The sequence below is a fragment of the Nocardioides sp. TRM66260-LWL genome (assembly GCF_020075545.1).
Taxonomy (GTDB): Bacteria; Actinomycetota; Actinomycetes; order Propionibacteriales; family Nocardioidaceae; genus Nocardioides.
The window spans coordinates 63,480-86,499 of the sequence record NZ_JAIQZK010000001.1 but is presented as its reverse complement, the minus strand read 5'-3'; the positions used below and the strand labels follow the sequence as shown (position 1 = coordinate 86,499).

Here is a 23,020-nt window from a genome sequence, read left to right as displayed (position 1 = left end):
GGGCAGCAGGTGGTCAGGCCAGCAGGGCGGCCAGCTGCGGCGCGAGCTCGCGCAAGGCGCGGCCGCGGTGCGAGATCGCGTCCTTCTCCTCGCGCGACAGCTCGGCGCTGGTGCGTCCGGGGTGCTCGGGCGCCTCGAAGAGCACGTCGTAGCCGAAGCCGCCCGTCCCGCGGGTCTCGCGGATGATCCGGCCCTCCATGCGTCCCTCGACGACCAGCTCGCCGGCACCGTGGACGACCGCGACGGCGCAGGCGAAGTGGGCGCCGCGTCGCTCGTCCGGCACGTCGGCCAGCTGGGCGAGCAGCAGCGCGTTGTTGCGCTCGTCGGACCTCGGCGGCCCGCCCCAGCGCGCCGACAGCACGCCGGGCATGCCGTTGAGCGCGTCGACGCACAGGCCCGAGTCGTCGGCCACCGACACCAGGCCGGTGGCGGCGAACCCGGCGCGGGCCTTGAGCAGCGCGTTGCCCGCGAAGGTCGGCTCGTCCTCCACCGGCTCGTCGTAGCCGGCGATGCCGAGGCCCGCGAGGTCGTCCAGGCCGACCACCCGCACGCCCGGCACCAGCGGCGCGAGGATGCGCTCCATCTCCTCCAGCTTCTTGGCGTTGCGGGAGGCCAGGAAGACCAGCCGCTCGCTCACGCGCGCCCCGGCCGGTCGAGCGCCTCGCGCTGCAGCCGGGTGAGGTCGGCGCAGCCCTTCGCGCCGAGGTCGAGCAGCGCGTCGAGCTCGGCGCGGTCGAACGGCGCGCCCTCGGCGGTGCCCTGCACCTCGACGAAGCGGCCGTCGCCGGTCATGACGATGTTCATGTCGGTCTCGGCGCGCACGTCCTCGACGTAGGGCAGGTCGAGGCGCGGGACGCCGTCGATGATGCCGACCGAGACCGCCGCGACCGAGCCGGTCAGCGGCTGCGCGGACGCCTTGAGCGCGCCGGTGGCCTTGAGGTGCGCGACCGCGTCGGCGAGCGCGACGTACGCGCCGGTGATCGAGGCGGTGCGGGTGCCGCCGTCGGCCTGGAGCACGTCGCAGTCGAGCTGGATGGTGTTCTCGCCGAGCGCCTGGTAGTCGACGACGGCCCGCAGCGAGCGGCCGATCAGCCGGCTGATCTCGTGGGTGCGACCGCCGATGCGGCCCTTGACGGACTCGCGGTCCGAGCGGGTGTTGGTGGACGCCGGCAGCATCGCGTACTCGGCCGTCACCCAGCCGAGGCCCGAGCCCTTGCGCCACCGCGGCACGCCCTCGGACGCCGACGCCGCGCACAGCACCTTGGTGCGGCCGAACTCCACCAGCACCGAGCCCGCGGCGTGGTCGAGCCAGTGCCGGGTGATCGTGATCGGGCGGAGCTCGTCGTCGGCGCGGCCGTCCTCGCGTGCAGTCATGCCCCGAAGGCTACGGCGCAGGCTCCGGCTGACGCGCCAGGGCCCGCTCCCAGGCGGCCCGCGCGGCCCACGGGCCCAGGTCGCGGGCGCGGCGGCCCATCCAGGGCGCCCCCTCGGTGACCACCCAGGCGACGTTGCGCCGCCACGACGGCTCGATGCCGCCGTCCGGCTCGAGGCTCGGCAGGACGGCGTCGTAGCCCGCCGCCGCGAGCTCGCGGGCGAACGCGCGGGCGAGCATCCGGTGGCCGAGCTCCGAGGGGTGCAGCCGGTCGACCGACCAGCTGGCCCGCTCGTAGACGCCCGCCTCGTGCGCGAGGTCGACCTGCACGCCGCCGTACCGCGCCACCACCTGGTCGTAGGCGGCGTTGACCGCGTCGATGCGCAGGTCGAGCGGACGCCGCAGCGCCGGCGGCAGCCCGAAGACCCGCCCGTGCTCGTGGAACCGCACCGTCAGCAGCGTGGCGCCCGCGTCGTGCAGCCGGCCCGCCACCGCGAGGAGGTCCTCGGCGAAGCGGGCCGGGTGCCAGGTGGAGCGCATCGTGTCGTTGATGCCGACGATCAGGGACGCGAGCTCGGGGGCGTGGGCCACGGCGTCGTCGAGCTGGCGCTCGGCGACCGCGCCGACGGTCGAGCCGCTGATCGCGAGGTTGAGGTAGGAGAGGTCGTGACCGGTCGAGAGGGCCTCGGCGAGGAGCCGGGACCACCCCCGCAGGCCTTCGCGGCCGTCAGGGCCGAGGACGGGGTCGCCGACCCCCACGGTGGTGCTGTCGCCCAGGGCGACCAGGCGCAGATAGCGTCGAGCCACGGCCCCCAGGGTCACCGCTGCGGGGAACCCGGGGGCCGTGGCCGTGCGACGTGTCGGTCAACGTCGGGTGAACCGTCGCCTCAGCGAGTCACGCGGTCACTTCACCTCGGCACGCAGGATGCGCCGCAGGCCGAGCGCCAGCGGGACGACGAGCCACACCGCGGCCGAGACCAGCAGCTGGCCCCACTGCTCGCCGCCGCTGATCGAGAGGTCGCGCAGCGGCACCTGCGCCCGCTGGAAGTCGATGTAGTCGCTGATCGGCTCGAACCAGTCGAGGAACGCGGAGGCGAGGGCGAGGATCGTGGGCACCACGTAGCTGTAGGCGAAGAACACCACGATCGCGGCCGGCGTGCTCAGCAGGAGCGTGGCGAGCGCGAAGCCGCTCGTCATCGCCAGCGACTGGACGATGAGGAAGCCGACGAAGTAGTCCCAGCCGAAGGTCCAGTCGGCGCCGCCGATGCCCAGGCCGAGGAACGCGTTGCACACCGCGCCGATGGCCACCGCCACCAGCGCGGTGGCGACGGTGAGGATCAGGCCGACGACGTACTTGGCGGCCACGACCCGGGGACGCCGCGGCTCGAGCGAGAAGGTGACCATCGCGGTGCGCTGGCCCCACTCGCTCGTGACGAGCATGATGCCGAGCACCGGCAGCAGCACCGCGGTGACGAACGCGGCGACGCCGACGAACGCCCCGAAGTCCAGGCCCGGCGAGTTGTCCTGGGTGATGCCGACCGCGGTGGCGATGCCCTCGGCGAGCACCACCAGGCCCGCGATCGTCCCGAGCAGCCAGAAGCCGGCGCGGGTGTCGTAGCTCTTGCGCAGCTCCACGGCGACCAGGCGGCCGAACGGGACGGGCGCGGTGCCGGAGACGTCGATGGTGCGCGGCACCGCCGCGCCGGGCGTGGGGGTGCTGGAGGTCGTGGTGCTCATCGGACGGCTCCCTGAGTCGGCTGGGTCTGGGCGAACGGGGCGGTCGGGGGCGCGGGCTGCTCGCGCTGGGTGGAGGCGGTGAGCTGGAGGAAGAGGTCCTCCAGGCCGCGCGAGCCGCTGCGCAGGTCGGTGAGGACCACGCCGGCCTCGAGCGCGGCGCGGCCGACGGACGTCGGGTCGGCGTCGACCCGCAGGCCGCCGCCGGCCGGCGTCACGCCGACCCCCGCGGCCTGCAGCGCCGCGGCGAGCCGGTCGTTGTCGAGCGAGGTGACCAGCGTCGAGGGCCGCTCCTCGCGCAGCAGGGACTCCTTGTCGCCCTGGGCGACGATGCGGCCGTGGCCGATGAGGATCATCTCGTCGGCGATCAGCTCGACCTCGTGCAGCAGGTGGCTGGAGAGCAGCACCGTGCCGCCGCGGTCGGCGTACCCCTTGAGCAGGCCGCGCATCCAGCGGATGCCCGCGGGGTCGAGGCCGTTGGCGGGCTCGTCGAGGATCAGCACCGACGGGTCGCCGAGCAGCGCGTGGGCGATGCCGAGGCGCTGCTTCATGCCGAGGCTGTAGTTGCGCAGCCGCCGCTTGGCCTCGGAGTCGTCGAGCGAGACCAGCGCGAGCATCTCGTCGACCCGCGACATCGGCAGGCCCATCGTGCGCGCGCCGAGGGTGAGGATCTCGCGACCGGTGCGCCCGGCGTGCTGGGCCGAGGCGTCGAGCAGGACGCCCACGTGCCGGCCGGGGTTGGGGATGTCGGCGTAGCGGTGGCCGCCGATCGTGACGCTGCCGCGGGTCGGCGGGGTCAGCCCGACCATGATCCGCATCGTCGTGGTCTTGCCGGCGCCGTTCGGGCCGAGGAAGCCGGTGACCCGCCCCGGCTGGGCCACGAAGCTGACGTCGTCGACGGCGGTGTACGCGCCGTACGTCCTGGTGAGTCCTTCGACCGTGATCATGGCCCCACCCTGCCCCGTCGCCGCGGTCCGACACATCGGTCGCGGGTCGCCCTCTCCCCCCGACGAAGGTAGGGGTCGCCCGCCCCCCGACCGACCTGCGACGGTGCCGATCGGACCGGCCGGCCGCCTACCCTGGCTCCGTGACGAGCCGCCCCCGTGTCGAGCGGCCCGACCCCGCGGCGATCCAGCCGCCCCTGAGCGGCTGGCGCCACGGGTGGCGGCTGACGGTCTGCGCCCTCATCAGCCTCGGCGTCTGGCTGCCCGTGCAGGACTCCCAGAGCGGCCGCCGCATGGCGCTCGACCTCGCGCTGGGCCTCGCGTCGTTCGGCCTGGTCTGCCTGCGCCGCCGCTGGCCGATGCCGATCGCGCTGGCCCTCAACGCGCTGACGCTCGTCTCGGCCACCGCGGCGGGGCCGGCCCTGCTCGGCGCGGTGTCGGTGGCGACGCGACGCCGCTACCGCGAGGTCGCGCTCGTGGCCGGCACCGCCTTCCTCGCCGGCGTGGCCTGGAGCCGGCAGACCAGCCCGGAGCCGACCGGCGACCCGTGGTGGGTCGACGCGCTGGTCAACCTCGTGGTGGCCGCGGCCGCCGCCGGGTGGGGGCTCTACCTGGGGTCGCGGCGCGAGCTGCTCTGGACGCTCCACCGCCGGGCCGAGCTCGCCGAGGCCGAGCGGGAGCAGCAGGCGGCGAGCGCCCGGGTCACCGAGCGCGCCCGGATCGCCCGCGAGATGCACGACGTCCTGGCGCACCGGATCTCGCAGATCTCGATGCACGCCGGCGCGCTCGCCTTCCGCGAGGACCTCGGCCCCGACGCCCTGCGCGCCGAGGCCGAGGTCATCGCCCAGCGCGCCCAGGAGGCGCTGCGCGACCTGCGCGGCGTCCTCGGGGTGCTGCGCGACCCCGAGACCGGACGCCTGGTCGAGGGCGCGGCCACCGTCCCGCAGCCGACGCACGCCGACGTCGCCGCGCTGGTCGCCGAGGCCCGCTCGGAGGGGCAGAGCGTCGACCTGGTCGACGCCGTCGCCGCGCCGGTGCCCGACGCGCTCGGCCGCACGGTCTACCGGCTGGTGCAGGAGGGGCTCACCAACGCGCGCAAGCACGCCCCCGGCGCGCTGCTCACCGTCCGCCTCGAGGGCGACCCGGACGCCGGGCTGAGCGTCCTGCTGCGCAACCCGCTGGGCTTCGCCCGGCGGCCCGCCGACGGCGCCCGCCTCGGCCTGATCGGGCTGGCCGAGCGCGCCGAGCTCAGCGGCGGGCGACTCGAGCACGGCCTGAGTGACGGCGCGTTCGAGGTGCGGGCGTGGCTACCGTGGCCCTCGTGAGCCCGCCCGCCTCCTCGTCGGAGTCCTCCCACGGCGACGCCGCGCCCGTGCGCGTCCTGCTCGTCGACGACGACCCGCTCGTGCGCTCGGCGCTCGGCCTGATGCTCGGCGGTCGCGCCGACCTCCGCGTCGTCGGGGAGGCCGGGGACGGCCTGGAGGCGCTGGAGGCCGCCGAGCGGCTGACGCCGGACGTCGTCCTGATGGACATCCGGATGCCGCGCCTGGACGGCCTCGAGGCCACGCGACGCCTGCAGGAGCGCGGCGAGGCGCCGCACGTGATCGTCCTGACCACCTTCGACGCCGACGACCAGGTGGTCGGCGCGCTCGGCGCCGGCGCCGACGGCTTCCTGCTCAAGGACACGCCCCCGGCGCGGCTGGTCGAGGCCGTGCTCGCGGTCGCGGCGGGCGAGCCGATGCTCTCGCCGTCGGTGACCCGCACGCTGATCGAGCGGCTGCGCGACGTCGAGGCCGATCCGCCGGCCGACGCCCCCGCCGACGCGCGTCAGCAGGACGCCCTGGCCCGGCTGGCCGGGCTCACGGACCGCGAGTCCGAGGTGGCCCGGGCGGTCGGGCGCGGCCTGTCGAACGCCGAGATCGCCCGTGAGCTGCACCTCTCGGTGCCGACGGTGAAGGCGCACGTCTCGCGGCTGCTGGAGAAGCTCGCGACGAGCAACCGCACCCAGATCGCCATCTGCGTGCACGACGCCGGCTGGGTCTGAGCCCGCGCCCGGCGGCTCGCGCGCCTCAGACGTCGTAGACGGCGCCGGGCGTGGCGAGCTCGACGGGGCCGTCGAAGGCGGCCCGCGCCTCGGCCAGCGCGACGTCGGAGGTGAACCACGGCGGCACGTGCGTGACGACCAGCCGGCGCACGCCCATGCGCGTGGCGACCTCGCCGCACTCGGTGCCCGTCAGGTGGAGCGCCGGCGGGTTGACGTCGCAGGAGCGGAAGGACGCCTCGGCGAGCAGCAGGTCGGCGTCCTTCGCGACGGCGTCCAGCCCGCCGCACGGGCCGGTGTCGCCGCTGTAGGCGAGCACGGCGCCGTCGGCGCTGATCCGCATCGCGTACGCCTCGACCGGGTGCTCCACCGGCTGGGCCTCGATCGCGAAGGGGCCGATCGTGATCGGGCCGGCCCAGGTGAGGAAGTCGAACTCCTCGTGCATGCCGGGGTCGAGCTCGAGGTCGTAGGCGCGGGCCATGCGGTCGGCGGTGGTGCTCGGCCCCCAGACGGGCAGCCGCGGCTGCGCGCCCGTCGGGTGGTACTTGCGCATCACGTAGTAGCCGCACAGGTCGAGGCAGTGGTCGGCGTGCAGGTGGCTGAGCAGCACGGCGTCGATGCCGAGCGGGTCGGTCAGCCGCTGCAGCGGCCCGAGGGCGCCGCTGCCGAGGTCGAGCAGCAGCCGCCAGGTGCGCGAGCCGGTGCCGTCGTCGTGCTCCGCCTCGACGAGGTAGCTGCTGGCGGCGGCGTCCGGGCCGTTGTAGGAGCCGGAGCAGCCGAGGACCGTGAGCCTCATGCGGACCCTCCCCCGAGCCGCGCGGACGCAGCCGCCAGAGCGCGCCGGAGGGCGCGGGCGGGGGTCCGGACGGGCATGGGACCCAAGGTTAGGTCATGCGCCCCTGGACGTCCGGGCCTCGGGATGCATCTCACGTCGGCGGGACGCGTCGCGCGGACCGCGGCGGCGTCAGGCCCAGAGCTGGCCCTCGAGACGGTCCTCGGCCTCGTCGATCGTGCCCTCGTAGGCGCCCGTGGAGAGGTACTTCCAGCCGCCGTCGCAGACGATGAACGCGATGTCGGCGGACTCGCCGGCCTTGATCGCCTTCGCCGCCTGGCCGAGCGCGGCGTGCAGGATCGCACCGGTCGAGACGCCCGCGAAGATGCCCTCGAGCTCGAGCAGCTCGCGGACCCGGCGCACGGCGTCCCGCGGGCCGACGGAGAAGCGGGTGTCGATCAGGTCGGCGTCGTAGAGCTCGGGGACGAACCCCTCGTCGAGGTTGCGCAGACCGTAGACGAGCTCGCCGTAGCGCGGCTCGGCGGCGACGATGCGGACGTCGGGCTTCGCGCGCCGGAAGAACCGGCTGACGCCCATGAGCGTGCCGGTGGTGCCGAGGCCGGCGACGAAGTGGGTGATCGAGGGCAGGTCGGCCAGCAGCTCGGGGCCGGTGCCGTCCTCGTGCGCGAGCGCGTTGGCCGGGTTGCCGTACTGGTAGAGCATGACCCAGTCGGGGTGCTCGTCGGCGATCCGCTTGGCCACCCGGACGGCCTCGTTCGAGCCGCCCGCCGCCGGCGAGGAGACGATCTCCGCGCCCCACATGCGCAGCAGCTGGCGCCGCTCCTCGGAGGTGTTCTCCGGCATCACGCACACGATGCGGTAGCCCTTGAGCTTGGCCGCCATCGCCAGCGAGATGCCGGTGTTGCCCGAGGTGGGCTCCAGGATGGTGCAGCCCGGACGCAGCGTGCCGTCCTTCTCGGCCTCCTCGATCATCCGCAGCGCGGGGCGGTCCTTGATCGAGCCGGTGGGGTTGCGGTCCTCCAGCTTCGCCCACAGCCGCACCTCGGCGCCGTTGGGCAGCGTGCCCGGCGAGAGTCGCGGCAGCCCCACGAGGGGCGTGTTGCCCACCGAGGTGAGGAGGTCGTCGAACCTCGCCATGGCTGCTCCTGTCCGTCGCCGTGCGCCGAGCCCGAGGCTCAGGCGGCGCCGCCGGCGACGGCCGGGAGGACGACGACCTGGTCGCCGTCGGAGAGCGACGCCTCGAGGCCGCCGAGGAAGCGGACGTCCTCGTCGTTGACGTAGATGTTGACGAAGCGGCGCAGGTCGCCGTTGTCGACGAGCCGGTCCTTGATGCCGGGGTTCTTGGCCTCGAGGTCGTCGATCAGCGCGCTGAGGGTGGCGCCGTCGGCCTGGACGGCCTTCTCGCCGCCGGTGTAGGTGCGGAGGATGGTCGGGATGCGGACCTCGACGGACACGGGGTGCTCCTGCTCTGTTGGGTTCCCGGAGGGATCGGGACGATCGGTGGCGGTTCGGTGGCGGGACGGCCGGCGTCAGCCGGCGGGGCTCAGCTCGGGCACGACGACCACCTCTTCCTCGGTGACCTCGCCGTCCACGATCCGAAAGGACCTGAACTCCACCGGGCCGTCGTTATTCCCGTGCTCGCGCGTGCTGACGAGCACGTAGTGGGCGTTCGGCTCGCTCGCGAGGCCGATGTCGGTGCGGCTCGGGTAGGCCTCGGTGGCGGTGTGGGAGTGGTAGACGACGACCGGCTCCTCGTCGTTGGCCCACATCTGCTTGTAGAGGTCGAGCAGCTCGGTGGAGTCGAACTCGTAGAAGGTGGGGCTGCCGGCGGCGTTGACCATCTCGACCAGCCGGGTCGGACGGTCGCTGCCCTCGGGACCCGCGACGATGCCGCACGCCTCGTCGGGATGGTCGCGCTTGGCGTGCGCGACGATCGCGTCGTAGGTGGCCTGGTCGAGGGTCAGCACCGTTCCAGCGTAGGGGCTGGGGCCCGGGCGGCCCGCGTCAGCCCAGGAAGCGGGCCGCCTGCTCCCCCGACGTCGCCGCGTCGACCCGCGCGCGGTGGTCGGCCGACAGCGGCGGCAGGGCGTCGAGCGGCCACCAGGCGACCTCGAGGTTCTCGTCGTCCGCGACGTGCGGCTCCCCGGAGACCCACGCGCACGCGAAGGCGAGGTCGAGGTAGACCGACCGGTCGCCGTTGGGGTACTCGCGGACGTCGGTGCACGCCACGCCGGCCAGGCGCTCGACCAGAATCTCGACCCCGCACTCCTCCAGGGCCTCCCGCGCCGCGCCGACGGCCGGCTCCTCGCCCGGCTCGAGGATGCCGGTGATCGGCGCCCACTCGCCGGTGTCGGCCCGCCGCGTCAGCAGCACGCGGCCCTCGTGCACGACGACGGCCGTCACCCCCGGCAGCCACAGCAGCTCGTGGCCGATGCGCTCGCGCAGCGCCAGGACGAAGTCGGGGGTCGGGCTCATGGGGCGACCCTAGGGGGCCGCCGGGCGGGCTCAGCCCTCGAGCGCGTCGACCAGCGTCGACTGCAGGCCGCCGAAGTAGTCGTAGACGTCGAACGCCCACACCCGCGGGTCGTCGTCGGGGAGCGCCTCGAGCCGGACGTGGTCGTGCTCGTCCTCGATCTCGAGGCGGACGGCCAGGGTCAGCCGCAGGTCGTTGAGGCAGCGCAGCCAGGCCATCGCCTCGGCCTGGTCGAGCTCGAGGTCGATCATCAGGTCGTCCTCGTCGAGCTCGGCGGGCAGGCCGGCGTCCTCGAGCAGGTCGATGACGGTGCTGGCCGCGGCCACCTTGCCCGAGCGCAGCGACTGCTCGGTGTAGCGGCGGAAGTCGCCGGCGGCCTCCTCGTCGTCGGCGTAGGCCGTCGGGAAGAGCCGCGCGAGGGCGGGGTCGTCGGGCTCCTGGCTGGGGCCGGAGAAGTCGAGCATCGCCTCCAGCGGGTCGTCGGACTCCGTGGGGGCGGCCACCTGGTCGCGGAGCAGCTCGATGAGCTGCGAGGCCATCGACCGCAGCAGGTCGGCCTCCAGGCCGGTGAAGGTCGCGATGATCGCGCCGGAGCGGCGGTGCCGGACGAAGCCGCTCACTCCTGGCGCTCCAGGGTGGCCCACAGGCCGTACTCGTGCATGGCCTGGACGTCGCGCTCCATCTCCTCGCGGGTGCCGCTGGAGACCGCCGAGCGGCCCTCCTCGTGCACCTGCAGCATCAGCCGCTCGGCCTTCCTCTTGTCATAGCCGAAGTGGCGCTGGAAGACGAAGGCGACGTAGTTCATCAGGTTGACGGGGTCGTCCCAGACGATCGTCACCCATGGCGTGCTGGGGACGGTCGACGTCTCGTCGACGAGACCGGGATCGACCTCGACGGGGCTGGGCGCGGACACGTCCCCATGCTGGCACACGCGCCCGGCGTCGTCCGGTCACCCCGTCGGGACGCGCGATCGTCGGCGCCGAGCCCTAGGTTGTCGCCGTGTCCGAGCCACCGACCGCCGTCTCGACCGCCCTGCTCACCGATCACTACGAGCTGACGATGCTGCAGGCGGCCCTGGCCTCCGGCACGGCGTCGCGGCGCTGCGTCTTCGAGGTCTTCGCCCGGCGCCTGCCCGAGGGTCGGCGCTACGGCGTCGTCGCCGGCACCGGGCGCGTGCTCGACGCGCTCGAGGCGTTCCGGTTCGGCCCGGCCGAGCTCGACGCGCTGGCGGACGTCGTCGACGAGCGCACCCTGGCATGGCTGGCCGACCATCGGTTCACCGGCGACGTCTGGGGCTACGGCGAGGGCGAGGTGCACGTCGCCGACTCGCCGGTGCTGGTCGTCGAGGGCACCTTCGCCGAGGCGGTGCTGCTGGAGACGCTCGTGCTCTCGATCCTCAACCACGACTCCGCGATCGCGGCCGCCGCCTCCCGGATGACGCTCGTGGCCGGCGGTCGGCCGTGCATCGAGATGGGCTCGCGGCGCACGCACGAGGAGGCCGCGGTGGCCGCGGCGCGGGCGGCGTACGTGGCCGGCTTCGCGGCGTCGTCCAACCTCGCGGCGCGGCAGCGGCACGGCGTCCCGACGACGGGCACGAGCGCGCACGCGTTCACGCTGCTGCACGACTCCGAGACCGACGCGTTCCGCGCCCAGGTGGCCTCGCTGGGCACCGGCACGACGCTGCTGGTCGACACCTACGACGTCGCCGAGGCGGTGCGCCGCGGCGTCGAGGTCGCCGGCCCCGGGCTGGGGGCCGTGCGCATCGACTCGGGCGACCTCGGCGTGCTGGCGGTCGAGGTGCGCCGCGAGCTCGACGCGCTGGGCGCGCACGACACGCGCATCGTCGTCACGAGCGACCTCGACGAGCACGCGATCGCGGCCCTGGCCGCGGCCCCGGTCGACGGCTACGGCGTGGGCACCCGGCTCGTCACCGGCAGCGGCCACCCGACCTGCGGCTTCGTCTACAAGCTGGTCGCCCGCGAGGGGGCCGACGGCGGGCTGGAGCCGGTGGCCAAGCGCAGCCCGCACAAGGCGTCGACGGGCGGGCGCAAGTGGGCCGGCCGGCGGGTCGTCGGCGGGCGCGCGCAGGCCGAGGTGATCCGCCGCTCCCCCGACCTCGGGCCGGACGAGCGTCCCCTGCTGCTGCCGCTGGTGTGCGAGGGCGAGGTCGTCGGACGCGAGCCGCTCGAGGCCGCCCGCGCGCGGCACGCGGCCAGCGTCGCGGAGCTGCCCGTCGCCGTGCGCTCGATGGCGCGCGGCGAGCAGGCGATCCCGACCGAGCACGCGTGAGCGTCCCGGCGGTCGACGGCCCGGCCGGCCGGGCGGCCTGCGCGGTAGCGTCGCGGGCATGAGAGCGCTGATCGTCGTCGACGTGCAGAACGACTTCTGCGAGGGCGGCTCGCTGGCCGTCACGGGCGGGGCGGGCGTGGCCGTCAAGGTGGCCGAGCTGCTGACCGATCCCGCCGCGCGCGAGGGCTACGCGGCCGTCGTCGCGACGCGCGACCACCACGTCGACCCCGGAGCGCACTGGTCGGCCTCGCCCGACTTCGTCGACTCGTGGCCGGTGCACTGCGAGGTCGGGACGCCTGGCGAGCGGTTCCACCCGGCGTTGGCCGAGATCGCCGACGACGCCCTCGATGCCGTGTTCCTCAAGGGCGAGCACGTCGCCGCCTACTCGGGCTTCGAGGGCGCGTCCGAGGGCCGTCGGCTCGGCGAGTGGCTGCGCGAGCGCGGCGTCACCGCCGTCGACGTCTGCGGCATCGCCACCGACCACTGCGTGCGGGCCACCGCGCTCGACGCCGTCCGCGAGGGCTTCGCGGTGCGGCTGCTCGAGGGCCTGTGCGCGGGCGTGGCACCGGAGACCACGGCGGCGGCGCTCGCCGAGCTGGACGCCGCCGGAGTCGTCCGTGTCTGAGCCCTCCCGGTTCCCCGACGCCCCGGCCGACTTCGACGTCGAGGCGGCCGTCCGGGTCGAGCAGCGCGGGGCCGCCCGCTGGATCACCCTCGACCGGCCCACCGCCCTCAACGCCCTGAACGCGCCGATGCTCGAGCGGATGAGCCACGCGGTGGAGTCGGCGCAGGCCGACGAGGCGGTGCGCGTCGTCGTGCTCACCGGGACCGGCCCGGCCTTCAGCGCCGGCGCCGACATGGAGTCGCTGCGGGTCGCGCCCCAGCATCCGCAGGCCACGATGGACGGCGCGCACCGCCTCGTCCGGGCCGTGGTGTCGGTGGACGTGCCGGTGGTCGCCGCCGTCAACGGCGTCGCGGCCGGCGTCGCCTGCTCGGCCGCGCTGGCCGCCGACCTCGTCGTCGCCGCGGAGTCGGCCGCGTTCCTGCTGCCCTTCACCCGGCTCGGCCTGATGACCGACGGCGGCTCGTCCGCGTCGATCGTCGCCGCCATCGGCCGGGCCCGCACGATGCGGATGGCCCTGCTCGGCGAGCCCCTGCCCGCGGCCGACGCCCTCGCCGCCGGCCTGATCACCCACCTGGCGCCGGACGCCGAGCTGGAGTCCCTCGTCACCTCGCTGGCCGAGCGGCTCGCGGCCGGCCCGGCCCTGGCCCAGACCGCGATCAAGCGGGCCGTCAACGCCACCGCCCTGCCCGCCTTCGAGCAGGCGCTCGACCGGGAGAGCTCCGGCCAGCAGGCGCTCTTCCGCACCCGCGACTTCGGCGAGGGCCTGGCCGCCTTCGCCGAGCGTCGCCGGCCGGTGTTCCGCGGCGAGTAGCCCTTGTAACGCGGAGTTCGGACCATCTTCGCTCCCTGAATTCGGGGTGCACAGATGAGCCGAACCCCGCGTTACATCAGGGCAGTCGGTCACGCCACCCGCCTCGCCCCCACCCGGTAGGCCGCGAGATCGCTCAGGTCGCGTCCGTAGAGAGCGTCGGCGTGAGCCAGCGCTCGTCGGAGTCGCGCCTGGGTCGCCCGCCACTGATCCGGCCGCAGGTCTTCCCAGACGATCCGGATCACGATCAGGCCGAAGGAGCGGATGAAGTCCTCGCGCACCTTCTCCTCAAGGACGATCTCCTCGACGGCACGTGCTGCCAGGCCGCCGTCCTCGATCGACCGATACTTGACGCGGCCGTCGAACTCGACGACGAGCCGACCGATGCGAAGGTCGCCCCAGACAGTCCGGCCGTCACGCCGCAGGCCGAACTGGGGCTCCACCGGTCCGGCTCCGAGCTGGACGAGCATCAGCCGGGTCAGGGACTCTCCCGGCGATTCGGCTCGTCCGTCCGACAGCTCGAGGGCTTCGCGCACCACTGTCACGCCCGGCCAACTCCGCATGGCGGCGACCGTCGCCTGGAGATCGGCAACGCGGGCACCGCGTCGACGGGCGGCGTCGAAGGCGACCAGCCCGGCTCGGAGACCGTGCTCGCGGGCGATGTCGGCCGCGACTCGCTCGACACCGAACCATGCCTCCTCGAGGTCGCCTTCGACCTGCCATGCCTCGAAGGGGGCCTTATGGTGCTTGACGCCGTGCCGCGTGCGACCGCCGTGAACACCGAAGCGCGTCAGGTGGACGAGGTCGACCGGCTGCCTGAGCGTGGGCAGGCCGAGCAGCAGGGCGGCTGAGTCATGGGAGATGACGTGCGGCTCGCGGACCAGTGCGCTTGCGGCGCGAACCTGCATGACGGCCCGCTGAGGAAGGCTCGCGGCCTCCCAGGCCTCGCCGGTGGTGTAGACGCTGCGTCGCACCGCCATGAGCTCGCCGGATCTCAGAGCCCGGTCGACGCTGACGCCGGCGACCCCCTCCCCCACGAGCTGAGCCCGCAACACGAGCCCGTTCTGACCGGCCATCCGGTGTGAGATCTCGCTGATCATGCCGCGAGCGTGCAGGCACCATCGACGCCCCCGCCATGTCCGTCCTCGATCTGGGGGCCCGCCCGTCGAGGTGGTGGCTGTGGACCGTCAGCGGCGCCCTCCAAGCGCATGTAACGCGGGGTTCCAGCCCTCTGTGCGACCCAAATATCGGGTGCACAGATTGGTCGAACCCCGCGTTACATGCCGAGCGGCGGCCCGCCTCAGGACACGTTGATCGGCTGACCGCCCGACACCAGCCGCCAGTCGACGGAGGCGAAGTCGGCGGGGTCGATGGTGTGGTGCGTGGTGACCCAGTCGATGAGGAGCTGGCGGATCTCGACCTGGGCGTTGTAGACCACCGGCGCGGTGGAGACCGCGGGGAAGCCGCCGCCGCCGGACTGGCGGTAGTTGTTGACCGCGAGCACGAACCGGTCGGCGTCGGCGACCGGCCGTCCGCCGTAGGCGAGGTCGCGGATGCGGGAGCCGGGGGCGGCGGCGACGTCGATCGCGTACGTCAGCGGCGCGTCGAGGCCGGCGACGGAGTCGAAGTTGTAGTCGGGGGTGCCGTTGGGCGCGGTCGGCGACGGGGCGTTGGTGAGCTGGTCGATCGTGAACGGCCCGGTGCCGGAGACCTGCTTGAAGTAGCGCGCCGAGTACTCGAGGTACGCCCGGACATCGGCGCCGGTGACCCGGACGGCGAGCAGCGTGTTGTCGTAGATGTAGAGCCCGGCGACGTCGCGGACCGTGACGTCGCCGGAGGGGAACGAGGCCGAGCGGTTGAACGGCGCCGCGATCGAGAGCACCGGCAGCGCGGCGTCGGAGCCGGTGAGCGCGGCCTTCACGGCGTCGGCCTGCACGTGGTTGACGAAGTCGATGATCGGCACGTCCTCGACGACGGCCCGGGCGGCGGACAGCTCGGTGGTCGAGGTGCCGATCTTCGAGTTCACGTAGGCCACGACGGTGTCGTGGGCGCGGCGGACGGCCCGGCTGACCTGCGGGTCGGCGTCGACGGTGTTGGAGTTGAGCACCTGCGAGGTGGCCGAGGCCAGCGCCCAGCGGCGGCGGCCGTGGCGCCCGGACCGGACCAGCTCGACGTCGAGGTCGAGCACCGCCAGCCGCATGCCCCAGTACGACGGCTCGCACAGCAGCACCTGCTGGCCGGTGGTCTCGTTGGCCACGTAGCGCTGCGCGATCTCCTTGTGGGCGTGGCCCACCAGGATCGCGTCGATGCCGGGCACCTGCGCGGCGAGCAGCGACGAGGCGTTCTCGGGGTACGGCAGGGCGTCGCCGTAGGAGCTGGAGGTGTCGGCGCCCGAGTGCGCCGCGACGACGACCAGGTCGCAGCCGCGCCGCCGCATCTCGGGGACGAACCGCTTCGCCTGCTCGACCAGCCCCGGGAAGGCCATGCGGCCCTCGACGTTGGCCTTGTCCCAGATCGCGATGCCCGGGTTCGTGAGCCCGAGGACGCCGACGGTCAGCGGCCGGCCGTGCACCCGGAAGCGCTTGACGACGTAGGGCCGGAACACCGGCCGACCGGTGGCGGGGTCGACGGCATTCGCGCCGAGCAGCGGGAAGTCGAGCTGCGACTCGAAGGTGCGGAGGGTGTCGATGCCGTAGTTGAACTCGTGGTTGCCGAGCGCCGCGGCGTCGTAGCCGACGAGGTTCATCGCGGTGGCCATCGGGTGCGTCGAGCCCTTGGTGATCGGGTCGATGCGCGCGTAGTAGTAGGCCAGCGGGGTGCCCTGGATGGTGTCGCCGGCGTCGAGGGTGAGGATCGGCTCGCCGCGCCGCTCGGCCCGCACGGCCTTCACCAGGGTGCGCACCTTGGCCAGCCCGATGTCGTCGTGCGCCGCGTTGTCGAACTCGCGGTTCTTGAAGTAGTCCCAGTTGTAGACGTTGCCGTGCAGGTCGGTCGTGCCGAGCACGGTGACCCGCGCCCGTCGCGACCCGTGGCCGTGACGACCGTCGTCGCCGTGGGCGCTGGCCGGCGCGGCGAGGTAGCCGGACGCCGCGAGCGCGGCCGCGCCGGTGACGGCACCCCGGCGGGTCACCGGCGAGGGGGCGGCGGAGGGGACGGGGGCAGGCGCGGGCGCGCCGGAGTGCTCAGACATGGGGATCCTCCCGAGATCGGTCCGGTCGGGAGACAACCTAGGCCGGACGAGCGCGAGGCGACCACCCGGTGGACGCCCGGTGAAGAGCTCAGCACCAGCGACGCACCACCTCGCGCACGACCGTGATGCGACGCGCCGTGGCGACGCCGAGGTGCCGCTCGACGAGCGCGTTGGTGAGCCGGGCACGGTGGTACTCGGCGCCGAGCAGCAGGTGCACCGCGCGTCCGGCCACGACCGCGGACTCCCCCGGGCCGGCGGCCGCCCGGAGCGCCGCGACGGCGTCGGCCGGAGCCTCGGCCTTCAGGAACGAGACGTGGTGCCCCGCGTCGGAGCCCCGCTCGGCGTCGATCGTGTCGGCCCGCGCGACGACCTCGCGGAGCTCAGCGGGGCTCAGCACGATCGTCGGCACCGCGAAGCCGGCGGCCGCCTCGAGGGCCGCTTCGAGAGCCGCCTCGACCTTCGCCCGCGACCGCAGCGGCGACGTGAGCCGGACGTTGCCGGTGTTGAGGTGGGTCTCGACGCCCGTGCCGCCCGCCGCCTCCGCAGCCGCGCGCACCGTCGCCATCGGCACCGCGCGGGTGGCGCCGAGGTTGATCGCGCGGAGGAAGGCGACGTGCACGGGCATGGCCGCAGCCAACCACCGGACGCCGACATCGACCATCGCCGAGCCGTCGGCTGGAAACGCATAGGCAGCCTATGTATAGTCGAGGGCATGCCCGCCGACGCCCGCCTCGCCGCCCTCAGCAGCGAGCTCGTGATCAACGCGGGCCGCCTCGTCCGGAGCCTGCGGCAGCGTCGCCGCCTGAGCGCCGGATTCCGGGTGCTCTCCACGCTCGACCAGTTCGGGCCCCTGGGCGTCACCCGGCTCGCCGAGATCGACCAGTGCAGCCAGCCGACGATGTCCGGGCTCGTCTCGGGTCTCGTCGACCGCGGCCTGGTCGTCAAGGCACCGCATCCGGACGACGCCCGCGCGAGCGTCGTCTCGCTCACCGACGCCGGACGCGAGGAGCTGCGCGCCACCCGCGCCGCCAACGCCGACGTCGTCGCGCACCTCGTCGCCGCGAGCGGTCACACCGCCGACGACGTGGCGATCGCCGTCGCCGTGCTCCGCGACCTGCTCGACCAGCAGGACGCCGAGCACGCCGCGACCCCCGGCACCCCGCTCCAGCCCGTCACCGCCGGCACCCCGGCCCCGACCCAGGAAGGTCCCCGATGAGCCACACCACCGCCGCTCGCGGCGTCCCCGCCCACGCCCAGCCCGAGGCCCCCGGCGGGCCCGAGGCGCAGCAGGGCTCCCTGCTGCGCCAGCCCCGCGCCGTGTGGGCCGTCGCCTTCGCCTGCGTGATCGCCTTCATGGGCATCGGGCTCGTCGACCCCATCCTCAAGGACATCGCCGCGAAGCTCGACGCGACCCCGAGCCAGGTGTCGCTGATGTTCACCAGCTACATGGCGATCATGGGCGTCGCGATGCTGATCACCGGCGTCGTCTCCAGCCGCATCGGCCCCAAGCGCACCCTGCTGGCCGGGCTCGTGCTGGTCATCGTCTTCGCCGGGCTCGCCGGCGCCAGCGACACCGTCGGCCAGATCGTCGGCTTCCGCGCCGGCTGGGGCCTGGGCAACGCGCTCTTCGTCGCCACGGCCCTCTCGACGATCGTCTCGGCCGCCAAGGGCTCCACCGCCCAGGCGATCATCCTCTTCGAGGCCGCCCTGGGCATCGGCATCGCGTCCGGCCCGCTGCTCGGCGGCCTGCTCGGGGAGCAGTCGTGGCGCGCTCCGTTCTTCGGCGTCTCGGCTCTCATGGTGATCGCCGTGATCGGCACCGCCCTGCTCCTGCCGGCCACCCCGCCGACCGGTCGCCGCACCTCGATCGCCGACCCGTTCCGCGCCCTGCGCCACCCCGCGCTGCTCCTGCTGGGCGTCACCGCGATCTTCTACAACATCGGCTTCTTCACCATCCTGGCCGCCGGCCCGTTCGCCCTGCCGGGATTCGGCATCCTCCAGGTCGGCTGGGTGTTCTTCGCCTGGGGCCTGCTGCTCGCGTTCACCTCGGTGGCCGTCGCCCCCCTCGTGCAGCGTGCGATCGGCACGGTGCCCGCGATCATCGCCATGCTCGCGCTGTTCACCCTCGACCTCGTGATGATCGCGCTGCTCACCGAGCACACGCCGGTCGTCGTCGTGGGCATCGTCGCCTCCGGCGCGTTCATCGGCGTCAACAACACCCTGATCACCGAGGCCGTGATGGGCGCGGCGCCGGTCGAGCGTCCGGTCGCGTCGGCCGCCTACTCGTTCCTCCGCTTCACCGGCGGTGCCGTGGGCCCGTACGCCGCGCTCAAGCTCGGCGAGAACGTCAGCCCGCACGCGCCCTTCTGGTTCGGGGCCACCGCCGTGCTCATCGGCGTCGTGACGCTGTTCGCCGGCCGCCGCCTGGTCGTCGGCCACACCCCGCACAGCGAGGTCGGCTCCTCGACCGAGGCCGAGGCCGTGCTGGTCGGCGACGCCTGAGCCGTCGGCAGCGCAGGCGAGGACGAGGGTCAGCCCGCCGCGAGCACCGCGGCGAGATGACGGGCGGCGTCGAGCACGGCGTCGCCCACCTCGTCCTCGTCGACCTCGCCGAGGGTCACCACCCCGACGCTCGCCTCGAGCGCGTCGGAGCCCAGCGGCGCCGCGATGCCCCGCGCGCCGCGCTGCAGCTCGCCGACCGTCGTCACATACGGCGCGGACGGCTCGGGCTCGCGGCCCAGCAGGATCGCCTTGCCCGCGGCGCCCGCCTCGAGCGGGTGCCGGGTGCCGACGCGGTAGCTGACGTGGAAGTCGGTGCGGGTCGGCTCGACCACCGCGATCGCCAGCGCCTCTCCCCCGTCGGCGACGGTGAGGTGGGCGGTGCAGCCGACCGCGTCGGCCAGCTCCCGCAGCACCGGCACCGCGGCCTCGCGCAGCACCGGGTGCACCGCCGAGGCCAGGTGCAGGACGCCGAGGCCGACCTGGATGCGCCCGCCCGGCTCGCGGCGCACCAGCGCGTGCTGCTCGAGCGTGGTGACCAGGCGGTAGACGATCGTGCGGTTGACGCCGAGCGTCGAGGCGAGCTCGGTGACCGTGAGCCCGTCGGGCGCGGCCGCGAGGGCGCCGAGCACGCGCAGGCCGCGGTCGAGGGTCTGGGAGGTCTCGGTCGGCACGCGGGGAGTCTAGGGGCCGGCTCGTGCGGCCGCCCGGATCAGGAGCTGCGGCGCTCGCTGGCCCAGGCGCGCACGCGGTCGATCCGCGCCCGCAGCTGGTCGGCGTTCGCGATCGCCGCCGCGGGTCCGCCGCACTCCTTGCGCAGGGCGGCATGCGTGACGCCGTGCGGCTGGCCCGTGCGGTGGTGCCAGGCCGCGACCAGGCCGTTGAGCTCGCGCCGCAGGACGGCGAGCTGCTCGTGGGCGGTGATCTCGGCGGCGTCCGGCCGACCGACCGTCGGGCCGGCGTCCGCCCCGGCCCCGGCTGGCGAGCCTCCCCGCGTGCGCCGGCGCTCGCTCTGCCGCTTGTGCAGCAGGGCCCGCATCTGGTCGGGCTCGAGCAGGCCGGGGATGCCGAGGAAGTCCATCTCCTCCTCCGAGCCGACGTGCACCTCGCCCTCGTGCCCGAAGGCCGCGCCGTCGTAGAGGACGTGGTCGAACCGCGCCTGCGAGCCGAGCGCCTCGAAGGCCGCACCGGGGTCGGCACCGGTCTCGCTCTCGGTGGCCTGGGCCTGCGCCACCAGGGCGTCCTCGGGCGAGAAGAGGTCGCCCTCGTCGTTCACCCGGCGTCCGAGCACGTGGTCGCGGGAGCGCTCGAGCTCGGCGGCGAAGCCGAGCAGGGTCGGCACCGACGGCAGGAACACCGAGGCCGTCTCGCCGCGGGTGCGGGCGCGCACGAACCGGCCGACGGCCTGGGCGAAGAACAGCGGCGTGGAGGTGGTGGTGGCGAAGACGCCGACGGCCAGGCGCGGCACGTCGACGCCCTCGGAGACCATCCGCACCGCGACCATCCAGCGCTGGTCGCCGGCGGAGAACTCCGAGATCCGCTTCGAGGCGCCCTTGTCGTCCGAGAGCACGACCGTCGGCGCCTCGCCGCTGATCTGCCGCAGCGTCTTGGCGTAGGCGCGGGCGTCGTCCTGGTCGGTGGCGATCACGAGGCCGCCGGCGTCCGGCACGTGCCGGCGCACCTCGGTGAGCCGCTTGTCGGCCGCGGCCAGCACCGAGGGGATCCACGAGCCCTGCGGGTCCAGCGCCGTGCGCAGCGCCTGGTTCGTGAGGTCCTTGGTGAGCGGCTCCCCCAGGGTCGCGGCGACCTCGTCGCCGGCCCGGGTGCGCCACTGCATCTCGCCGGAGTAGGCCAGGAACAGCACCGGCCGGACGACGTGGTCGGCCAGCGCGTGCGCGTAGCCGTAGGTGTAGTCGGCCACCGAGCGCGGCACGCCGTCGTCGCCCGGGGCGTAGGTGACGAACGGGATCGGGTTGACGTCGGAGCGGAACGGCGTGCCGGTCAGCGCGAGGCGACGCGCGGCCGGCTCGAAGGCCTCCCGGACGCCCTCGCCCCACGAGAGCGCGTCACCGGCGTGGTGCACCTCGTCGAGGATCACCAGGGTCTTGAACCGCTCGGTGCGGATGCGCATGGCCAGCGGGTTGACCGCCACGCCGGCGTAGGTGACCGCGACGCCGACGAAGTCCGCCGAGGTGCGGCCCTTGCCGGCCGAGTACGTGGGGTCGAGCGGGACGCCGGCGCGCGCGGCCGCCTCGGCCCACTGCAGCTTCAGGTGCTCCGTGGGCGCGACCACGATGATCCGGTCGACCTTACGACGTCCGAGCAGCTCGGCGGCCACCGAGAGGGCGAAGGTGGTCTTGCCCGCGCCGGGCGTCGCGACCGCGAGGTAGTCGCGCGGCTGCCGCGCGAAGTAGTCGCTCATCGCGGCCTGCTGCCAGGCGCGCAGGGAGGGCGCGGTGCCCCAGGCGGCGCGATCGGGCCAGGCCGGCGTCAGGCCGGTGGCCAGCGAGGGGGCGGACGGCTCGTGTCCGCCCGTCACGCGTCGGCGCCCTCGTCGGAGCCGTCGCCGGACAGCGACTCCCAGATCTCCTTGCACTCCGGGCACACGGGGAACCGCTCGGGCGCACGGCTCGGCACCCAGACCTTGCCGCACAGCGCGACCACGGGGGTGCCCATGACGGTGGCCTCGGTGAGCTTGTCCTTGTCGACGAAGTGCGAGAACCGCTCGTGGTCGCCGGCGTCGGTCGGGACGGTGCTGCGGTCCTCGCGGACGCGCTCGTCGACGGCGGTGCCGGTCCCGAATCCGATGGTGCTCACGTGCGCCAGTGTAGGCCCGCCGCGACCTAGTTCATGTCGGGGTCGACGGGCCGGGTCGCGTGCCAGGCCAGCTCGCCGGGCTGACGGCGCAGGACCTCGCGCCACAGGTCGGGGGCGTCCTCGACGAAGGCGTCCATCGCCTCGGCGGGCACGACGTACCAGCTGCCCTCCTCGATCTCGCGATCGAGCTGTCCGGCCCCCCAGCCGGCGTACCCGGCGAAGACGCGCAGCTCGGCGACCGCGACCGAGATCTCGTCGGTGCGCTCCTCGAGGTCGACCAGGCCGAGCCGGCCGCCGAACCGCTCCGGCGCGATCGGCCGGAAGCCCTCGGGCACCGGGGCCTCCTCGGCCAGCAGGACCACGGCCAGCGCGCCGTCGGCCCCCACGGGACCGCCCTGGTGGACGACCTCGGGCGGGCTGGCCAGCAGCCACCAGCCGCCCAGGACGTCCTGGACGGTGATGCCGGAGGGGCGGTTGAGCACGACGCCCAGGGCGCCCTCGGCGTCCGCCTCGAGCAGCAGGACGACGGAGTCGGCGAAGCTCGGGTCGACCAGCTCGGGGCTGGCCACGAGCAGGAAGCCCGGCCCGAACCCGCTCCCGGACGCACTCCCGGACGCACTCATGGGCCCCATCATCGCCCGTGGTCGCGCCGGGAGGGGGCGCGGGGCGGGATGGGGCCCATGAGTCGGCGCCCCTAGGGGAGGGAGGCGCCGGGAGGAGGGTCCGGAGGGCGGCCGTCAGGCGGCGAGGGCCGCCTTGAGCCGATCGATCAGGGACGCGCGGCCGGTGTCCTCGACGCGCGGGCGGAGCACCAGACCGGTGCGCGCCTGCTGCTCGAGCCGGGCGCCGACGGCCTCGGTGGCCGGACCGGCGCCGCTGGCCAGGCCGGCCATCAGGGCGAGGAGCTCGTGCTCCTTGCGGGCGGCGGTGTGGAGCGCCCGGGCCAGCATGTCGGCGTCCTCGCCGACGAGGTCGCCGGCCTCGGACCGCGTGCGATACGCGTCGATGACCGCCCGGATGCCCGGGTGCTCGTCGGCGGTGAGCCGCCAGGCCGAGACCACGGCGCCGGGGAGGTCGTAGGGGGTGGCGAGGATCTCGCGCTCGATCCGGCCGGCGAGGCGGGTGTGCCAGCGCAGCATCAGCGCGCCGAGGAGGTCGACGTCGGAGGCGAAGGCCTCCTCGAGTCCGTCGAGGGTGGGGAGGGTGCCGTCGGGACGGGCGTCGGCGGCGTCGATCACGCGGCGGAGGGTCTCTCCGCGGTTGCGATAGGAGGTCCAGGTCATGTCGTGCTCCTGAGGGAGTGAGGCGCCTGAGGGAGGGAGGCTCGGAGTGGTCACATACCCCGAGTACGTTCCCCAGAGTAGGGAGACATACTCCCGGTATCCAACATTCCGACGGGTGATCCTCCCCACCTGTCAGGGGTGAGGTGCCTAGA

At 74.3% G+C, this 23,020-nt stretch carries 27 protein-coding genes; 7 read left to right on the top strand and 20 right to left on the bottom strand.

Features of this window, described 5'->3' with window-relative positions:
• Positions 1–13: 13 nt before the first annotated feature.
• From rdgB to K8Z61_RS00415, 5 genes are all read right to left on the bottom strand, one after another.
• Positions 14–637, bottom strand: a complete 624-nt coding sequence (gene rdgB / locus K8Z61_RS00435) for an RdgB/HAM1 family non-canonical purine NTP pyrophosphatase (RefSeq protein WP_224126106.1) — start codon at positions 635–637, stop codon at positions 14–16.
• Complete coding sequence (gene rph, locus K8Z61_RS00430; RefSeq protein WP_224126105.1) at positions 634–1,374, bottom strand: ribonuclease PH; 741 nt, start codon at positions 1,372–1,374, stop codon at positions 634–636. The genes rdgB and rph overlap by 4 nt, the downstream gene beginning before the upstream one ends.
• Before the next feature lie 10 nt (positions 1,375–1,384).
• Complete coding sequence (locus K8Z61_RS00425; protein WP_224126104.1) at positions 1,385–2,179, bottom strand: SGNH/GDSL hydrolase family protein; 795 nt, start codon at positions 2,177–2,179, stop codon at positions 1,385–1,387.
• A gap of 96 nt (positions 2,180–2,275) precedes the next feature.
• Positions 2,276–3,109 (bottom strand): ABC transporter permease, encoded by an 834-nt coding sequence (locus tag K8Z61_RS00420; protein WP_224126103.1) that lies wholly within the window; start codon positions 3,107–3,109, stop codon positions 2,276–2,278.
• Positions 3,106–4,053: an ABC transporter ATP-binding protein gene (locus K8Z61_RS00415; RefSeq protein WP_224126102.1), complete on the bottom strand. Its 948-nt coding sequence runs from the start codon at positions 4,051–4,053 to the stop codon at positions 3,106–3,108. The genes K8Z61_RS00420 and K8Z61_RS00415 overlap by 4 nt, the downstream gene beginning before the upstream one ends.
• A 140-nt stretch (positions 4,054–4,193) precedes the next feature.
• On the opposite strand from K8Z61_RS00415, the gene K8Z61_RS00410 reads away from it, so the two are divergent.
• Both K8Z61_RS00410 and K8Z61_RS00405 read left to right on the top strand, forming a co-directional pair.
• Positions 4,194–5,375, top strand: coding sequence for a histidine kinase (locus K8Z61_RS00410; RefSeq protein ID WP_224126101.1), 1,182 nt, complete (start codon positions 4,194–4,196; stop codon positions 5,373–5,375).
• The gene (locus tag K8Z61_RS00405; protein WP_224126100.1) at positions 5,372–6,094 is read left to right on the top strand and encodes a response regulator transcription factor; all 723 of its coding nucleotides are present in this window, start codon (positions 5,372–5,374) and stop codon (positions 6,092–6,094) included. The genes K8Z61_RS00410 and K8Z61_RS00405 overlap by 4 nt, the downstream gene beginning before the upstream one ends.
• Positions 6,095–6,119: 25 nt before the next feature.
• Here the strand turns inward: K8Z61_RS00405 and K8Z61_RS00400 are convergent, their stop codons facing one another.
• The 7 genes from K8Z61_RS00400 to clpS form a co-directional block, all read right to left on the bottom strand.
• A complete protein-coding gene (locus tag K8Z61_RS00400; RefSeq protein WP_224126099.1) occupies positions 6,120–6,887 on the bottom strand; it encodes an MBL fold metallo-hydrolase in 768 nt (255 codons plus the stop codon).
• A 168-nt stretch (positions 6,888–7,055) separates the two neighbouring features.
• A complete protein-coding gene (locus K8Z61_RS00395) occupies positions 7,056–8,021 on the bottom strand; it encodes a PLP-dependent cysteine synthase family protein (RefSeq protein WP_224126098.1) in 966 nt (321 codons plus the stop codon).
• 38 nt (positions 8,022–8,059) lie between these two features.
• Entirely contained in the window at positions 8,060–8,338 is a 279-nt protein-coding gene (locus tag K8Z61_RS00390) for a MoaD family protein (protein WP_224126097.1), read from the bottom strand.
• Positions 8,339–8,413: 75 nt separating this feature from the next.
• Positions 8,414–8,851 (bottom strand): Mov34/MPN/PAD-1 family protein, encoded by a 438-nt coding sequence (locus K8Z61_RS00385; protein ID WP_224126096.1) that lies wholly within the window; start codon positions 8,849–8,851, stop codon positions 8,414–8,416.
• Positions 8,852–8,888: 37 nt separating this feature from the next.
• Positions 8,889–9,359, bottom strand: a complete 471-nt coding sequence (locus tag K8Z61_RS00380; protein WP_224126095.1) for an NUDIX domain-containing protein — start codon at positions 9,357–9,359, stop codon at positions 8,889–8,891.
• 30 nt (positions 9,360–9,389) lie between these two features.
• A complete protein-coding gene (locus K8Z61_RS00375) occupies positions 9,390–9,977 on the bottom strand; it encodes a DUF2017 domain-containing protein (protein ID WP_224126094.1) in 588 nt (195 codons plus the stop codon).
• Entirely contained in the window at positions 9,974–10,270 is a 297-nt protein-coding gene (gene clpS, locus K8Z61_RS00370) for an ATP-dependent Clp protease adapter ClpS (protein ID WP_224126093.1), read from the bottom strand. The genes K8Z61_RS00375 and clpS overlap by 4 nt, the downstream gene beginning before the upstream one ends.
• Before the next feature lie 86 nt (positions 10,271–10,356).
• Here clpS and K8Z61_RS00365 point away from each other — a divergent pair, with 86 nt between their 5' ends.
• Genes K8Z61_RS00365 through K8Z61_RS00355 form a run of 3 tightly spaced genes read left to right on the top strand, consistent with a single transcriptional unit; the run spans position 10,357 to position 13,082 of the window.
• Positions 10,357–11,646 (top strand): nicotinate phosphoribosyltransferase, encoded by a 1,290-nt coding sequence (locus tag K8Z61_RS00365; protein WP_224126092.1) that lies wholly within the window; start codon positions 10,357–10,359, stop codon positions 11,644–11,646.
• A gap of 58 nt (positions 11,647–11,704) precedes the next feature.
• Entirely contained in the window at positions 11,705–12,271 is a 567-nt protein-coding gene (locus tag K8Z61_RS00360) for an isochorismatase family protein (RefSeq protein ID WP_224126091.1), read from the top strand.
• Entirely contained in the window at positions 12,264–13,082 is an 819-nt protein-coding gene (locus K8Z61_RS00355; RefSeq protein WP_224126090.1) for an enoyl-CoA hydratase-related protein, read from the top strand. Before K8Z61_RS00360 ends, K8Z61_RS00355 begins: the two co-directional genes overlap by 8 nt.
• A gap of 89 nt (positions 13,083–13,171) precedes the next feature.
• Here K8Z61_RS00355 and K8Z61_RS00350 read toward each other — a convergent pair whose 3' ends face one another.
• The 3 genes from K8Z61_RS00350 to K8Z61_RS00340 all read right to left on the bottom strand — a co-directional run bounded on the left by K8Z61_RS00350 (position 13,172) and on the right by K8Z61_RS00340 (position 16,894).
• Complete coding sequence (locus K8Z61_RS00350) at positions 13,172–14,179, bottom strand: hypothetical protein (RefSeq protein WP_224126089.1); 1,008 nt, start codon at positions 14,177–14,179, stop codon at positions 13,172–13,174.
• A gap of 200 nt (positions 14,180–14,379) precedes the next feature.
• Positions 14,380–16,269 (bottom strand): bifunctional UDP-sugar hydrolase/5'-nucleotidase, encoded by a 1,890-nt coding sequence (locus K8Z61_RS00345; protein ID WP_224126088.1) that lies wholly within the window; start codon positions 16,267–16,269, stop codon positions 14,380–14,382.
• 88 nt (positions 16,270–16,357) lie between these two features.
• Positions 16,358–16,894, bottom strand: a complete 537-nt coding sequence (locus K8Z61_RS00340) for a DUF1697 domain-containing protein (protein ID WP_224126087.1) — start codon at positions 16,892–16,894, stop codon at positions 16,358–16,360.
• Between the two features lie 87 nt (positions 16,895–16,981).
• Here K8Z61_RS00340 and K8Z61_RS00335 point away from each other — a divergent pair, with 87 nt between their 5' ends.
• Together K8Z61_RS00335 and K8Z61_RS00330 are read left to right on the top strand one after the other, a co-directional pair.
• Positions 16,982–17,485 carry a MarR family winged helix-turn-helix transcriptional regulator gene (locus tag K8Z61_RS00335; protein WP_224126086.1) on the top strand — a complete coding sequence of 168 codons (504 nt, stop codon included), beginning with the start codon at positions 16,982–16,984 and terminating at the stop codon, positions 17,483–17,485.
• The gene (locus K8Z61_RS00330; protein ID WP_224126085.1) at positions 17,482–18,771 is read left to right on the top strand and encodes an MFS transporter; all 1,290 of its coding nucleotides are present in this window, start codon (positions 17,482–17,484) and stop codon (positions 18,769–18,771) included. The genes K8Z61_RS00335 and K8Z61_RS00330 overlap by 4 nt, the downstream gene beginning before the upstream one ends.
• A gap of 29 nt (positions 18,772–18,800) precedes the next feature.
• On the opposite strand, the gene K8Z61_RS00325 is transcribed toward K8Z61_RS00330, so the two are convergent.
• The 5 genes from K8Z61_RS00325 to K8Z61_RS00305 form a co-directional block, all read right to left on the bottom strand.
• Positions 18,801–19,442: an IclR family transcriptional regulator gene (locus K8Z61_RS00325; RefSeq protein WP_224126084.1), complete on the bottom strand. Its 642-nt coding sequence runs from the start codon at positions 19,440–19,442 to the stop codon at positions 18,801–18,803.
• A 38-nt stretch (positions 19,443–19,480) separates the two neighbouring features.
• Positions 19,481–21,190, bottom strand: a complete 1,710-nt coding sequence (locus K8Z61_RS00320) for a DEAD/DEAH box helicase (protein WP_374227906.1) — start codon at positions 21,188–21,190, stop codon at positions 19,481–19,483.
• Positions 21,191–21,303: 113 nt separating this feature from the next.
• Positions 21,304–21,585: a DUF3039 domain-containing protein gene (locus tag K8Z61_RS00315; RefSeq protein WP_224126082.1), complete on the bottom strand. Its 282-nt coding sequence runs from the start codon at positions 21,583–21,585 to the stop codon at positions 21,304–21,306.
• Positions 21,586–21,611: 26 nt separating this feature from the next.
• Positions 21,612–22,208 (bottom strand): YqgE/AlgH family protein, encoded by a 597-nt coding sequence (locus K8Z61_RS00310; protein WP_224126081.1) that lies wholly within the window; start codon positions 22,206–22,208, stop codon positions 21,612–21,614.
• Positions 22,209–22,322: 114 nt separating this feature from the next.
• On the bottom strand, positions 22,323–22,868 hold the full coding sequence (locus K8Z61_RS00305; protein ID WP_224126080.1) for a hypothetical protein: 546 nt from the start codon (positions 22,866–22,868) through the stop codon (positions 22,323–22,325).
• Positions 22,869–23,020: the final 152 nt, after the last annotated feature.